General features: G+C 74.4%; 10 protein-coding genes. 2 read left to right on the top strand and 8 right to left on the bottom strand.

Annotated elements, in window-relative coordinates; all coding sequences use genetic code 11:
- Positions 1–23 precede the first annotated feature (23 nt).
- From B9S64_RS25865 to B9S64_RS25840, 6 genes are all read right to left on the bottom strand, one after another.
- Positions 24–1256, bottom strand: a complete 1233-nt coding sequence (locus B9S64_RS25865; protein ID WP_103490340.1) for a 3-deoxy-7-phosphoheptulonate synthase — start codon at positions 1254–1256, stop codon at positions 24–26.
- A 67-nt stretch (positions 1257–1323) separates the two neighbouring features.
- Positions 1324–2880 carry an amidohydrolase family protein gene (locus B9S64_RS25860; protein WP_258037784.1) on the bottom strand — a complete coding sequence of 519 codons (1557 nt, stop codon included), beginning with the start codon at positions 2878–2880 and terminating at the stop codon, positions 1324–1326.
- Positions 2877–3167 (bottom strand): phosphopantetheine-binding protein, encoded by a 291-nt coding sequence (locus B9S64_RS25855; RefSeq protein WP_103490350.1) that lies wholly within the window; start codon positions 3165–3167, stop codon positions 2877–2879. The genes B9S64_RS25860 and B9S64_RS25855 overlap by 4 nt, the downstream gene beginning before the upstream one ends.
- A gap of 83 nt (positions 3168–3250) precedes the next feature.
- Positions 3251–4924 carry a (2,3-dihydroxybenzoyl)adenylate synthase gene (locus tag B9S64_RS25850; RefSeq protein WP_103490341.1) on the bottom strand — a complete coding sequence of 558 codons (1674 nt, stop codon included), beginning with the start codon at positions 4922–4924 and terminating at the stop codon, positions 3251–3253.
- Positions 4917–5972 carry a ketoacyl-ACP synthase III family protein gene (locus tag B9S64_RS25845; protein WP_103490342.1) on the bottom strand — a complete coding sequence of 352 codons (1056 nt, stop codon included), beginning with the start codon at positions 5970–5972 and terminating at the stop codon, positions 4917–4919. Before B9S64_RS25845 ends, B9S64_RS25850 begins: the two co-directional genes overlap by 8 nt.
- Positions 5969–7339, bottom strand: coding sequence for a salicylate synthase (locus tag B9S64_RS25840; protein WP_103490343.1), 1371 nt, complete (start codon positions 7337–7339; stop codon positions 5969–5971). The genes B9S64_RS25845 and B9S64_RS25840 overlap by 4 nt, the downstream gene beginning before the upstream one ends.
- Before the next feature lie 1102 nt (positions 7340–8441).
- Between B9S64_RS25840 and B9S64_RS25835 the strand changes: the two genes are divergently transcribed.
- Entirely contained in the window at positions 8442–10610 is a 2169-nt protein-coding gene (locus B9S64_RS25835) for an AfsR/SARP family transcriptional regulator (protein ID WP_181012218.1), read from the top strand.
- 122 nt (positions 10611–10732) lie between these two features.
- Here the strand turns inward: B9S64_RS25835 and B9S64_RS25830 are convergent, their stop codons facing one another.
- Positions 10733–12280 (bottom strand): MFS transporter, encoded by a 1548-nt coding sequence (locus B9S64_RS25830; RefSeq protein ID WP_103490345.1) that lies wholly within the window; start codon positions 12278–12280, stop codon positions 10733–10735.
- Positions 12281–12403: 123 nt separating this feature from the next.
- The gene (locus B9S64_RS25825; RefSeq protein WP_228870295.1) at positions 12404–13408 is read right to left on the bottom strand and encodes an Lrp/AsnC family transcriptional regulator; all 1005 of its coding nucleotides are present in this window, start codon (positions 13406–13408) and stop codon (positions 12404–12406) included.
- Between the two features lie 157 nt (positions 13409–13565).
- Here B9S64_RS25825 and B9S64_RS25820 point away from each other — a divergent pair, with 157 nt between their 5' ends.
- Positions 13566–14426, top strand: coding sequence for an SAM-dependent methyltransferase (locus B9S64_RS25820; protein ID WP_181012219.1), 861 nt, complete (start codon positions 13566–13568; stop codon positions 14424–14426).
- Positions 14427–14475: the final 49 nt, after the last annotated feature.

Here is a 14475-nt window from a genome sequence, read left to right as displayed (position 1 = left end):
TCCTCCGCTCGTGTCGTCGTGCGTCATCGGTCCTGGCCCCGCCACGCGGAGACCACGGCGTGGGCCTGCCCCGGGTTGAGGCGCGGGTCGCAGAGCGTCGTGTAGGCGCCGTCCAGCCGGTCCTGTCCGAAGGCGTCCGCCACGCATTCGGTCACGGCGTGCGGGGTCGTCTCCAGATGGAGGCCCCCGGCGACGCCTCCGGCCGCCGAGACGGCCTCCTGGAAGCGGACGACCTCGGCGACGATCGTGTCGACGCGCCGTGTCTTCAGCCCTCCGGGCGCGCTGACGGTGTTGCCGTGCATCGGGTCGGACAGCCAGCTGACCGGATGCCCCGCGGCCCGTACGGCGGACACCAGGGCGGGCAGCCGCGCGGTGACGGCCTCGGCGCCCATCCGGGCGATCAGCGTGAGCCTGCCGGGCGTCCGTCCTGGGTCGAGCAGTCCGCACAGGCGCAGCAGGTCGTCCACGGCGGCGGACGGTCCGACCTTGCAGGCGACGGGGTTGTCCACGGCGGCGAGCAGGCGTACGTGCGCCCCGTCGGCCTGCCGGGTGCGCTCGCCGATCCACGGCCAGTGGGTGGAGGTCAGCAGCAGCCGGCCGGCGTGGTCGCGGCGCGTCAGCGGCAGTTCGTAGTCGAGGACGAGCGCCTCGTGGCTGGTCCAGACCCGGGAGTCCGGCGCGGCCGGGTCGCCGGTGCGGCGCAGCCGCAGGGTGTCCACGGCCATGGCGGCGGCGTCGTAGCACGCCGCCATCCGGGAGGGCGCGGGGCGCCGGGCGCGGGCGTCGGGTGCCGGGGCGTTGACCATGTGCCCCCGGTAGACGGGCAGTTCGCGTCCTCCGACGTGCTCCGTGGGCCGGGACCGGGGCTTGGCGAACTGTCCGGCGATACGGCCGACCCGCAGCACCGGCATCCCGGAGCGGGAGCTCATCACCGTGGCGAGCCGGTCGAGCAGGCCGGCCTTGCGGGCGACGGGTCCGGCCGCGCACTCCGCCGGGTCCTCGGCGCAGTCGCCCGCCTGGATCACCTGGCAGCGGCCCTGGGCGACCTCGGCCAGCAGGAGGCGGAGCGTGGCGACCTCGTCGCCCGTGACCAGCGCGGGCCGCGCGGCGAGGAGGGCGCGTGTGGGGTCGAGTTCCGGGTGGTCGAGCCAGTCGGGCTGCTGCCGGGCGGGCAGCGCACGCCATCGGCGCAGCTCGGCCAGGGAGAGGGCGGCGCCCTCGTCCTCGGCGAGCAGCAGGGCGGTGTTGTCGGGCATGGTGGCGCGACCTCCGTACGGGACACGGGAATGAGGGAGCGTGCGCGGGGTGCGGGCGGGCGGGTCGTCAGGCCGGGGCGGGGCCGCGCGCCGGCAGCCGGGGGTTGTCGTCGAACAGCGCGGTCAGGTCCTTCTCGGCGACGCCGAGGACACGGGCGGAGAAGGACCGCAGGGCCCGCAGGTAGGCGTCGCGCAGGGCGTCCTCGTCGAGGTGGGGGGTGCGGCCGTTCTCCAGCAGGACCCGGCCCGCGACCAGCACGGTGTGCACGTCCTGGGTGCCGCCCAGGGCCAGGTAGGCCTCCAGCGGGCGGGGGTTGAGCAGATAGCGCCAGTCGTCGATCGGGACGAGGACCAGGTCGGCCTGTTTGCCCGCCTCCAGGCTGCCGACCTCGTCCTCCCAGGCGAGGCCGCGCGCCGCGATCCGGGTGGCCATGGCGAGGGCCTCGCCGGCGGGCAGGGTGGTGTGGTCGGCCGCCATCTCGTTGTACATCTGCCAGGCCGCCCGCATCTCCTCGGCCATGCCCATGACGGGGAACACGCCCCCGTCCGTGGACAGCGACACGTCCAGGCCGGACCGTCTGAGCTCGGGGATGAGACCGGTCTCGGTCAGCGCGGACTCGCCGTTGGGCCCGTACTTCGCGGGCGAGTGGCTGATGTGGACGCCCGCGTCGAGCAGCATCCGCCGCTCCTCGGCGTCGGCGAACGCGCAGTGCACCGCCATGAGCCGGTCGTTGAGGAGCCCGAGCCGGTCCAGCCTGCGCAGGGGCGTGGTGCCGAAGTGGGCGCGCACCGCGTCCGCCTCGTGGCGCAGGGCGCCGACGTGGGTGGCGAAGGGGACGTCGTACGCGGCCGAGAGCGCGGCGAGGCCGCGCCCGAGCTCGTCGCTGATGTTGGTGAGGTAGGGGGCCGTGGGCCAGGCGCGCAGCCGGCCGGTCCGGTCCGCCGCGCACCGGTCCAGCAGGCTTCGGGTGCGCTCCAGTTCGGTGTCGGTGTCGCGGGTGCGTTCGGGGGAGGTGGTGCCCGGTCCGCAGTGGATGTCCCCGACCCAGGCGCTCACCGAGCAGCGGATGCCGAGGTCCAGCGCCGCGTCGGCCAGCGCGTCGGGCCGGTTGACGGATCCGACGTCGCCGAGCGTGGTGGTGCCGGAGCGCAGCTGGGTCCACAGGGCGTAGCGGGCGACGGCCCGTGCCTCCTCGGGCTCCAGGGCGTCCGTCAGCCGGCGGAATCCCTCGAAGCCGCCGGAGACCTTGGCGATGTCCCCTCCCAGGGCCATGAAGCCGGGCTCGTCGGCCTGGTCCTGGGGGGTGCGCAGGGCGCCCTTGAAGGGGAGCCGGACGGCGAACAGGTCGTGCCAGTGGTTGTTCACGAAGCCGGGCATGACGAGCATGGACCGGGCGTCGATCGTCCGCAGTCCGGCCCGCTGCCCGGGGGTGAGGCGGGCGACGGCCTCCGCCACGTCACCGGCGGGGCCCACGGCGGCGATCCGGTCGTCCACGACGAGTACGGAGCCCGTGGGGTGCACCCGGGACTCGGCGTCCGCCGTGCAGAGGTGGCCGTCGTGGATCAGGAGGGCCGGCGGGCGGGCGGGAAGGCCCTCGGGGTCCGGCCCCGTGGGCCCGCTCACGCCCGGTCCCCCTCGGGTCCGGCCGCCGCGACGGCGTCGAGGTGCCGCTGCCAGGCGCCGAGGGTGGGTTCGGCGGCCAGTTCGCGGAAGGAGACCTTCACTCCTTCCCGGCGCCACCGGTTGACCAGGCGCATCATCTCCAGGGAACCGAGTCCGAGGTGGACGAGGTTGGCGTCCTGTCCGATGGTCCCGGGGTCGGTGCCGATCATGGCCGCGACGTCCTGGCGCAGTGCGGCGGACACCTGCGCCGGTGTCCGGCCGCCGCTGTCCTGTGCTGTGGTGTGCATGGTGGTCCTGTGTCCTTCGGCTTCGACGGGACGGGGGTGGGCGGGAGCGGCGGCGTGAACCGGTCCCGGGGCGGCGGAGGCGGTCATCGGACGGTCGCCGCGTCGGGCGCCGCGGTGTCCGCCGCGTGGATCCTGGCCGCCGCGTCGGCCGTGAGGGTCTTCTTGTCGACCTTGCCGAGGCCGGTCAGCGGGAGCGCCTCGACGATCGCCAGCCAGTCGGGCAGCTTGTAGTCGGCCAGGCCGTCCGCGTGCAGGGCCTCCTTCAGCTCCCGCAATGCGGGCGGCGGGCCGTCGGGGACCACGTAGGCGCCGATCCGCTCGCCGAGGAACGGGTCGGGCACCGGCACGACGGCGGCCTCCGCCACCGCCGGATGGGCCAGCAGGTGTTCCTCCACCTCCGGCGCGGACACCTTGTCCCCGCCCCGGTTGATCACGTCCTTGATGCGGCCCTCGATGACGAGGTCGCCGTCGTCGGTCAGGCGGGCGAGGTCGCCGGTGCGGTAGAAACCGTCCTCGGTGAACGCGCGGGCGTTGTGTTCCGGCGCCTTGTAGTAGCCCTGGAGGGTGTAGGGGCCCCGGGTCAGGAGTTCGCCGGTGCCGCCCGGTGGCACGTCGTCACCGGCCGGGCCGACGATCCGCACCTCGTCGTCGGGGGAGAGCGGCCGGCCCTGGGTGGCCAGGACCCGCTCCTCGGAGTCGGTGGGCCGGGAGAGGGTGAGCAGGCCCTCCGCCATCCCGAAGACCTGTTGCAGCCGGCAGCCCAGTACGGGGCCGACGCGTGCGGCGAGCGAGCTGTGCGTCCGGGCGCCGCCGATCTGTACGAGCCGCAGGCTCGACAGGTCGGCCTCGCTCCACTCGGCGGCCTCCACCCACAGCTGGGCCAGGGTCGGCACCAGCGAGGTGAAGGTGACGCCCTCGCGCGCCACGGTCTCGAAGCACTCGTCGGCGATGGGCGCGTCCGCCAGGACCACGGTGCCGCCGGAGAGCAGGGTCCCGACCACACCGGGGCACCCCCAGGTGAAGTTGAACTCCGCCGGGAGCACCGCCAGGTAGACGGCGTCCTGGTCCAGTCCGAGCAGCGCGGCGGCCGCCCTGACCTGGTAGGCGTAGTCGTCGTGGGTCCTGGGGATCAGCTTGGGCAGCGCCGTCGTGCCCCCGGACAGCAGGAAGAACGCGACGTCGGACGGGTCGGGCGCGGGCAGCGGCAGCGGTTCGGCGTCCACGTCGTCCAGGGCGACGAGCACCCCCGGCGGGGCGGCGGCGGCCCCGGCGACGGCCTCCCGGTCGAGGACGAAGACCTTCCGCAGGGCGGCGTGCTCCTCCACCAGGTCCAGGGCCAGCCGTGTGTGGTCGAAGCCCTGGTACTCGCCCGGCACCACGTAGGCCACGGCGCCGGAGATCCCGCACAGGTGGCGGATCTCGTTGGCCCGGTGCGAGACCAGCGAGAACACCGGCTTGGCGCCCATACGGAACAGGGCGAAGCAGACGATGACGAACTCGGGCACGTTCGGCAGCTGTACGACGACCCGGTCCCCCGCCGCGATGCCCCGCTCCACGAACCCGGCGGCCGTCCTGGCCACCCGCCGGTCGAGCTCGGCGAAGGTCAGACGGCGCCCTCCGAGCACGAGCGCGGTGCGGTCGTGATGCGTGGCCGCGGTGGCGGACAGCAGGTCCGCGAGGTTCTCGCCCCGCCAGTGGCCCGCCGCCCGGTACCGCCGCGCGCGTTCCCCCGGCCAGGGAGTGCATCCCTCAAGCATGGCCGTCCTCCTCGTCGGCGGCGTCGAAGGATCGGGTGATCTCGACGACGGCGCAGCCCGCCTCCATGCCGGGCGAGGCGCCGATGATCATCACCAGGTCGCCCGCGCCCACCTGCCCGGTCCGCCACAGGTGTTGGGGACCGGCGATCGGGTCGGCGGCGCCCAGATGGCCGGTGGTACGGGTGAACTCCCAGATACCGCGCTTCTCGTCGATGTCCAGCGGGTCCAGGAAGCAGGCTCCCAAGGGGAGTTCGGAGAACCCCAGGTGGCAGACGCGGGTGATGTCGGACATGGTGGCACCGGCCTCGGCCAGTGACCGCCGGGCGGCGGCGGCGACCGTGTCGCCGAAGTTACCCATGGGAGGCGGCACCCCCCGGGCCCACTCGCGGCGCCAGTACTCCCTGCGCTCCTCCAGGTTGAGGGTGCGTCCCACGGTGGGGCCGGGCGGGAACATGGGCTCCCCGCCGCGGTGCAGTTCCTCCATCGACGGGGTCGAGACCGAGCCCACGGAGAGCACCCGGGCGAAGCCGCCCCGGCGGGACACCACGGCCGCGGCCCCGGCGTCACCCAGCAGGAAGAGCTTGGAGGCGCGCCAGCGGTCCACCAGCGGGGTGGAGAAGTTGTCCCCGGAGGTCAGCAGGACCGCCGGGTGCTCGGGCACGGCCGTGAGGCGGCAGGCGGCCATCTCCAGGGCGGAGAGCATGCCCAGGCAGCCCTGCCGGACCTCGACGGCGGTCACCGGGCGGTCGAGGGTGTGCCGGAGCACGTAGTGCGGGGCGGACCAGCCGTCGGGGCCCTGGAAGTGGACACTGCTGTGCAGCAGGGCGCCGAAGTCCTCGGGCCGGTGACCGGAGCGGGCCAGCGCGGTCCGGGCGGCGCGCACCGCCAGATCGGGTCCGGGGGTCTCGCCCGCGACGGGCACGGACTCGATCCCGGACTCCTCCCGGTCCGCCTCCTCGTAGGCCCCCTCGGCCACGGCGCGCAGCGTGGTGTACGGCTCCGGCAGGCAGGTCGCGACGCCGGCGAGGAAGATGCCGTCGGTCTTCACGGGCGGGCCCCTTCCGCCATCGGGGCGGCACCGGCGCCCACGGGTTCTGCGGCCGGTACCAGGAAGCGCCCGACGCTGCCCAGCTTCTCGCAGGTCTCCTCCAGTTCCCGTTCGGGCCGGGAGTGCGCCACGATGCCCGCACCGGCGCGCAGCCAGGTGCGGCCGTCCTGCCGGTAGACGCTGCGCAGCACCAGGGCGGCGTCCATCGCGCCCTGGTGATCGACCGTCAGCACCGCCCCGCTGTACAGTCCGCGGGCCTCGGACTCGTTGCTGCGGATGCTGTCGTACGCGGCGGCCTTGGGCACACCGGAGGCGGTGACGGCGGGGAACACCGCGTCGAAGGCGTCCCAGGCCCGGCGGCCGGCGGCCAGCCGCCCGCCCACGCGCGAGGCGAGGTGCTGCACCGTGCCGCGCTCCTTGACGACCATGAACTCCTCGACGCCGACGGAGCCGGGGGCGCACACCCCGATCAGTTCGTCGCAGGCGATCTTCACGGAGATCGCGTGCTCGTAGATCTCCTTCGGGTCGGCGAGGAGTTCCTCGCGGAGGCGCTCGTCCTCGGCCCGGTCGCCGGTCAGTGCCCGGGTGCCGGCCAGCGGCTGGCTGACCACCTTCCCGTCCGGATCGACCTGGACCACGATCTCCGGGCTGAAGCCGGTCGCCTCGATGCCCCCGAGGTCGAGCAGGAACGACCGCGCCGGGCTGTTGCCCCGGCGGCCCGCCAGGTAGGTGCCCACGAAGTCCAGCTCGCGTTCGACCGGGACCACCCGCGAGAAGATCACCTTCTGGAGCCGCTGGTCGTTGATCGCGTCGACCGCGACGCCGACCGCCCGCCGGTAGGCCTCGGCCCCGGCCTGCCGTACGTCCACCGGATCGGGCACGGACCGCCGCTCGGCGTGCTCCGCGCTCAGCACGTCCAGCGCGGCCGCGAGACCGGCCTCGTCCACGGAGCGCAGATACGCCTCGCCGCCCTCGATCCTGACCTCGGTGTGCGGGACGACCAGGTGCAGCAGCCGCTGGTCGCCGATGTGCGCGAGGTCCCCGCCCTTGGCGTACGACAGCTCGAACGCCGCCCAGCCGTAGGCCCGCCAGCCGGTGACCCGTACGGCGTCGAGAAGGTTCTGCACCTGCCGCAGGGGGTGGCCGTCCCAGGGCAGCAGCACCTCGTCCGGCTGGCGCAGCCTGGCGCCGGTGCGGTCCAGGGTGATCTCGGCAGCGGCTCCGCCGGCGTAGGACCAGGTGCCCTGGTTCTCGTAGACCATGTAGTCCGCGTGCAGGCCCGAGGAGGCCAGGCGGGCGGCGGCGGTCATGGGGTCCGAGGGCAGCCTCAGCCTCTTCTCGAAGTAGTGCCTGGGCGACTGGTACATCGCGAACGTCCTCTTCTCGACAGCCGAAAGGGGAGAGCGGAGCGGGGAGTTCACCGCGGGGCCGCACACGGGCGTGCGGGCGCCCGGGGGTCGCGCGGGAGTGCCGGGGCGACGGGGACGGCGATAGGGCGGGGATCAGGAGCGGGACGGGGAACATCGCGGACGCCGTGGCCCGGGGATCCGTGTCCGGGGTGGCCGCGTCCGGCAGGCCGTGCCACCGGCGGGTACGGCCGGTCCTCCGATTAGTCCGCCGCTCATGGCGCTCCCCCGTAGGCGTTGACTGACGCAGCGGGATGTCCACCCGGCTGTCCGCTCGGCCCACATCTTGCGGACGGTTTCTATACCGGCGCGGAGCGAAGCCATAGCGCGGCTATACCGCGCAGGTCGATGACCCGTCCGGACGCCGTGGCGGGGACATGGGGACAGGAGCTGAGGGGACGTCAGCTGATGGCCGAAACAGGCCGATCAGTGTGCGAAACGCATGAAGTCGCGTGCGAAAGCGGCCTGTTGCGCCGTGATCGCGGGGTGGTACCTTCGGGATCACTCCGTGGAATCGGGCAGGGGGGCCGGCGGGGATGTCCACGATCGACCGCATCGATCCCTGTGGGCATCTGCGACATTTCCGTGGCACCGTGCCATGAGGGGCGCCGGCGCACCGGCGCGGTCGCTTCGTCGGGAGAGTCGGGCTGTGCCACACCACGCCGTTTCCGCACACGCGCACAGGGCAGGGCGCGTTCCCGCGCGCGCGTCCGGTGGACGGCGGGCCCGCCGCGCGGACGCGGTGCGGTCGCCCCTGACAGTAGCGCCGTCCGCCCGGAGGGCGGGGCCCCCGCACGTCTGTATGCGCCTGCGGCGTCCGCCTGACCCGAGCGCCTCCTCCACCTGCCCGCCCGGCTCCGGGCGATGTCGTCCTCCGTGTCCCGGGCGGGGCCGGCGGGGCTGCCGGGCGGTGTGCGCGGCCGGTTCCCGGCTGCCATGACCCGTGCCGGGCCACCGGCGGGGAGCGTCCTTCGCGCCGCTCCCGCAGCCGTGGGAGGCAGGCGCCCTCACCCCGCGGCGCGAGGCCCCCGCCGCTTCCCCTCGGCGCCTTGACGCCTGGGCCGTGTCCGCCGTTCTGGACCGTGACGACACAAAAGGGGTACGGGTGGAGATCCGCGTTCTCGGACCGGTCGGCATACATCAGGCGGGCCGGGGCCTCACGCCGGTGGCGGAGAAGCCGAAGACCGTCCTGGCCGCGCTGCTCCTGGCGGGCGGCCGGGTCGTCTCCGACGCGCGCCTGCGGGAGGTGACCTGGGGGCGGACGCCTCCCGCCACGGTCGATCAGCAGCTGTACACCTACATCTCCCGGCTGCGCAAACTGCTCTCCCCCGGTGCCGCGATCCTGCGCCACCGGCCGGGCTACCGGCTCGTACTGACCGACGCGACCCTGGACCACGCCGAGTTCGACCGGCTGGCCGGTCTCGGCTACGACGCCTTGAAGGCGCGCCGCCACGCGGCGGCCTCCGCACACCTGACCACGGCGCTCGCGCTCTGGCGCGGCCCCGCGCTCGGCGGCGTGACCGAACACCTGGCCCGGGTCGAGCTCCCCCGGCTGGAAGAGGCGCGCATGGCGGCGCTGGAGGGCCGCATCGCCGCCGATCTCGCGCTCGGGCACCACGACGCGCTCGTCTCCGAGCTGGTGGGCCTGGTGGAGGCACACCCCGTACGGGAACGGCTGCGCGCCCAGTTGATGACCGCGCTCTACCGGGCGGGGCGGCAGGCGGACGCCCTGGCCGAGTACCGGCGCGGGCGGGTGATCCTCGCGGAGGAGCTGGGCATCGACCCCAGTTCGGCCCTCAACGACGTCTTCCAGTCCATCCTGTCCGGGGACCCGGGACTCACCGCCCCCGCCGACCGGCCCCCGGAGACACGCGTCCAGCGGCGGCGGCCGGTACGTCCGGCCATGCTGCCCCCTCGCGTCGCCGACTTCACCGGCCGGGAGCCCCAACTGGAGGAGCTACGCGGTGTACTGACTGGTCATCAAGCGGGCGCGGCACCGGTCGTGGTGACCGGGGCCGCCGGTGCGGGCAAGAGCGCCCTCGCCGTCCAGGCCGGGCGGCTGCGCCTGGACTCCTTCCCCGACGGCCAGTTGTACGCGGACCTGGCCGGGTCACCGGGCCGCTCCAAGGACCCGCACGACGTACTCGAATGGTTCCTCCAGTCGCTGTGCGAGCCGGGCACCCCGCTGCCCCTGACGGTGGACGAGCGCACCCAGCTCTACCGCAGCGTGCTCGCCGAACGCCGGGTGCTGGTCGTCCTGGACAACGCCCATGACGAACAGCAGGTGCGGCCGCTGCTTCCGGGGGCCGCGGGCAGCAGGGTGGTGGTGACGGCCCGGTCGCGCTTCACGGCCCTGGAGGGCGCCCGGCAGCTGGAGCTGGAGGTCTTCGAACGGTCCGAGGCGCTCGCCCTGCTGAGCCGTGTGGCCGGGGCCGGCCGGGTCGCGGCGGAGCCCGCCGTGGCCGACTGGCTGGTCGAGCGGTGCGGGCTGCTGCCGCTCGCCGTGCGTGTGGTGGCCGGACGCCTGGCGGCCAAACCCCACTGGACGCTGACCGAGATGGCGCGCAGGCTGGCCGACGGGCACCGGCGGCCGCTGGACGAGCTGCGCCTGGGCGACCTGGACGTCCGGTCCTCGCTCCGCCGGGGCTATCTGCGGCTGCCGGGCGAGGCCAGGACGGCCCTGTGCCGGCTGTCGCTGCTGCGGACCCCGGAGATCCCCGCCTGGCTGACGGCCGTCGTGCTGGAGACCGACGAGTCCACGGCCGAGGACGTCCTCGAAGCCCTGGTCGACGCCCGGCTGCTGGAGGTGAGCGGGTCGGACCGCGCGGGGCGGCTACGCTACCGGATGCCGCCCGTCATCCGCCTGTTCGCCTCCGAACGCGCGGACGACGAGAGCGACGGCGCCGAACGCCGCTCGACGGTCGACCGGGCGCTCACCGCGTGGCTGCTGCGGGCCCGTGCCGGCGTCCGCGCCCTGACCGACGGGCGTCCCGTGCGCGCGGCCGGGGCCCTGCCGTGGTCCGACGCCGAGAGGATCGGGCTGGTCGCAGCGTTCCACCAGGCCGACGCCGACGGGCACGACGCCACGGCCCGCGCCCTCGCCCGTACGCTGGCGGAGCTCCACCGGCTGCACCGCCGGCCGCACCACCACCCGGCACCGGCCGGGTCCGCCCAGGGGCCCGGTCCGGGTCCCCGGCCACGGGACGCGGCCGTCTACGCCGCGAAGGGGTGATGCCCCGGCGCCACGGGCCTCCTACAGCTCGTGGCACCGGGGGCTACGCGGCCGGCGACGGTGAGCACCGGGGGAGGAACGCTCAACCGGACCACCGGCCGCGGGTCGTGCCGGAGCCGCCGCTACAGCGTGGCGTCGGCCCGGATCCCGGGTCCCGGGGCGGCCCCGCCGCTCCGCGGGGCCGGCTGCTCGGTGCCGCCGCCCGGCAGACGGACCATCGCGAAGACGAGGACCGAGGCCAGGGCGGCGAGCGCGGCAGCCACGCCGAGCATGACGTTGAGTCCCGACGCGAACGCCTCGTGCACCAGGTGTTCCATCCCGGCGCGCTCACCGGCCGGCACCCCGGAGACGACCGACCGGGCCTGCCCGCCGCTCAGCGCGACGGCCGCCGCGTGCGGGTCCGCCACCTGGCCGCCGTCCTTCAGCACCGCCTCGATCCGCCCCTGGAAGATCACGCCGAACACCGCGATGCCCAGCGCGAACCCGAGCTGACGGAAGGTGTTGACCGCCCCGCCCGCCATGCCTCCGCGCTCGGGCGGTGCCGCGGCCAGGGCCGCGGCGGACAGGCTCGGCGTCACGAGCCCGACCCCCAGGCCGGTCACCACGAGCCCCAGCACGATGGTGTCGCCCGACGAGCCCGCGTCGAGCATGGCCTGGAGCCCGGCACCGACGGCGATGAACGCCATCCCCACGCCCATGGACGACCGGGCGGGCCAGGGCCCGAAACGGCCGACCAGCGCGGAGACGACGAACGCGGCGGCGCACATGGGCATGATGTACAGCCCCGCCTTGACCGGCCCGTAGCCCAGGACGGACTGCATCCACAGCGACTCGAACAGCAGGTAGGCGAACGCGGCGCTCTGCAGGACCAGGGCGCTGATCATGATGCCGGTGAACGACGGGCTGCGGAACAGCGACAGGTCCAGGACCGGGTGTTCGTGCTTCAGCTCGACCGTGACGAAGAGGCCGAGGGCGACCACCGCGACGGCGAACATGGTCAGGGTCAGGGAGGCGCCCCACCCGTCGGTGTGGGCCCGGATCAGCGCGAAGGTGAGTGACCCGGCGGCCACGGTGAAGGTGAGGATGCCCAGGACGTCCGCCCGCTGCCGCCCCGGGGACCTGGACTCGCGCAGGACGCGGAGCGCCATCACGACGGCGACCAGGCAGAGCGGCAGGTTGACGAAGAAGATCCAGCGCCAGTTCAGGTACTCGGTGAGCAGCCCGCCGACCACCGGTCCGGCGGCCGCCGCGATGGCGTTGGTGGCACCCCACACGGCGAACGCCACACCGCGCTCCCGGCCGGTGTAGTGCATGCCGAGCAGGGCGATCGTCGTGCCGAACATCCCGGCGGCGCCGAGCCCCTGCACCGCCCTGGCCGCGATGAGCACGCCCGCGTTCGGGGCGACGGCGCACACCAGCGACGCCGCGGTGAAGACGACCAGTCCGACGAGGTACACCTTCTTGCGGCCGATCCGGTCGGCGGAGGAACCCACGCCCAGCAGCAGCGAGGCCAGCGCCAGGGCGTAGATGTCGACCACCCACTCCAGATCGGGGAGTGTGGTGTCGAGATCCGCCGCCATGTCCGGCAGCGCCACGGTCACGATCGTGACGTCCAGCAGGAGCATGAAGGTGCCCAGGCAGATCGCTGCCAAGGGCCACCATTTACGCATACGAACCCCTTTCCGAGCACGGGAGCCCATGAGCGCCCGCGCGAGACCTGGCCCACCCTTCAGGGTCCGGTCCGCCGCCGCCCGCCGGAGCCGGTCAATTGGCGCCGACCGACACCTGGACGCCTACCGTGACGGAAAGGGATGATTTCGCGCAGGAACGAGGCGGCCTGCTCTCTTGACGGACTGGAGCACGGGTGCGCTCTCCATGTGGTTCACGGACTTCAGCGCGCCGATCCGCGTACTCATGTAGTCGTAGAAGGCGTCGATGTCCCGGCAGACGACGATGGCCACCAGGTTGGACTGCCCGGAGGTGGCGGCCGTGAAGACCACTTCGGGGTGGCCGGACAGCTCCTCGGCGACGCTCACCAGGTCCGCCGGGGGCACGGTGAGCCAGAGCATGACCTCGGCCTCGTACCCCAGGAGCGCCGCGTCGATCTCGACGTCGAAGAACAGCGCGCGCAGGTGCCGCAGTTGCTCCAGCCGCCGTCTGACGGTGGACTCCGACCAGCCGGTGGCCGCGGCCAGCTCGGCGTATCCGGCCCGGCCGTCCGAGGCGAGCGTGGCGAAGAGTTCCGCGTCGCCCTCGCGCATGGGCACACGCAGGCCGCGCGGCGGGGGCTCGGGCAGCCGGGGCCGGAGCCGCTCGGCCTGCTCGTCGGTCAGGGCCCGGGTCTTGCCGTGCCAGCCCGTGGGTCCGCCGAAGAAGGTGTGCAGTATGTAGTGGGCGCTGATGTCGACCACCCGCGGGGTGCGCGGGAGCTTCTGGAGCAGCAGCGAGGCGCCCTCCGCCCGGTGGGGGGCGCGCGTGAGGCAGACGATCTCCGTGCCGCCGGCGGTGAGGCTCACCCAGGAGGTGTCGTCCCGCCGCGCCAGCGCACCCGCGACGCCGCTCGCGCTGTCCGGGGTGCAGCGGACCCGTACCAGCCATTCGATGTGGCCGAAGCGGCCCGCGTCGGCCAGCCCCAGCACGCGCATCGCCCCGGCCCCCCGGAGCCGGCGGTAGCGCCTGGCCACGGTCTGGTCGGACACGCCGAGTACGTCGGCGATGGAGGTGAGGGGGGCCCGCCCGTCGAGCTGAAGGGCGTGCACGAGACGGAGGTCCAGGTCGTCGAGCGGGTTGACTTCCACCCCCGGGAGCCTAGTTGATGTCGCTATCCGGCACGAGAGGCCCGCCGGGTGGTGCCTTCCGGCACCACGGCACAGCATCCGGAGGCAGATGACGCCGGAGCGCGGCGGTGGCAGCCGCCCCGCCGCCCCGGCCGACGACACGCGAAGGGGCTTGCTCGTGGACACTGCGCACCCGGAGTACGGACCGGACGGCCTCCCGGCGGCCCTCCCCGCCGGGGTCGGTCTCACGGCCCTGCGCACGGCGAGGCACCGGGGCGCCGAGAACCGCCGGCCCGACCGGCTCTTCGAGGACCGCGTCGCCCAGGCGCTGGCGGAGGCGCTCGGCGGACCGCCGGAGGGACGCCCCGTGGACCGGACGCGCGTGCAGGACTTCGTGGCGCTGCGCACCCGGTTCTTCGACGAGGAGCTGAGCGCGGCCTCCACGCGGTGCCGTCAGGTGGTGCTGCTGGGTTCGGGGCTGGACTCGCGCGCCTTCCGCCTCGACTGGGCGCGGGGCACCGAGGTGTACGAGGTGGACCGGAGCGACGTCCTGCGCTTCAAGCACTCCATCGTGGCGAGGGCGGGCGAACGGCCCCGCTGCGCGCGCGTGGAGGTGGGCGCGGACCTGCGGGGCGACTGGCCCGGGGCGCTGCGGGCCGCGGGCTTCCATCCGTGGCGGCCCACGGTGTGGGGGGCGGAGGAGCTGCTGCCGTATCTGAGCCGGGCCGAGAACGACCGGCTGCTGACCGGGATCACGGCGATGTCGGCCGCGGGCAGCCGGCTGGTCGTGGACCACTTCGACGGGGCGCTGCGGCGTTCGGCGGGGTTCACGGCGGTCGCGGAGGAACTGCGCGCGGTCGGCCTGGGCTGGCGCTCCACGCTGGACTTCCCGGACGGCTGGCTCGGTCCGCACGGCTGGACGTTCGGTCTGACCGACCCCGCGGAACTCGCCCTGCGCAGCGGGCGGGAGGCCTCCGGCCTGTTCGGTCAGGGGACCGGGTGCGACGGGCGGGTGTGGCTCATCAGCGCGGCCCGCTGACCGCCGGTACGGCACCGTCGGGGCGTGCGGGCGGTGCGCGGGCGGACGC

The sequence above is a fragment of the Streptomyces sp. SM18 genome, from assembly GCF_002910775.2.
GTDB lineage: Bacteria > Actinomycetota > Actinomycetes > Streptomycetales > Streptomycetaceae > Streptomyces > Streptomyces halstedii.
Note: the sequence above shows the minus strand (reverse complement) of the source record. Positions and strands in the feature narration are given on the sequence as shown.

Excerpts from the sequence above, each read along its gene's own strand:
- B9S64_RS25840 (WP_103490343.1), bottom strand. The coding sequence starts at position 7,339 with ATGTACCAGTCGCCCAGGCACTACTTCGAGAAGAGGCTGAGGCTGCCC.
- B9S64_RS25830 (WP_103490345.1), bottom strand. The coding sequence starts at position 12,280 with ATGCGTAAATGGTGGCCCTTGGCAGCGATCTGCCTGGGCACCTTCATG.
- B9S64_RS25855 (WP_103490350.1), bottom strand. The coding sequence starts at position 3,167 with ATGCACACCACAGCACAGGACAGCGGCGGCCGGACACCGGCGCAGGTG.
- B9S64_RS25850 (WP_103490341.1), bottom strand. The coding sequence starts at position 4,924 with ATGCTTGAGGGATGCACTCCCTGGCCGGGGGAACGCGCGCGGCGGTAC.
- B9S64_RS25865 (WP_103490340.1), bottom strand. The coding sequence starts at position 1,256 with ATGCCCGACAACACCGCCCTGCTGCTCGCCGAGGACGAGGGCGCCGCC.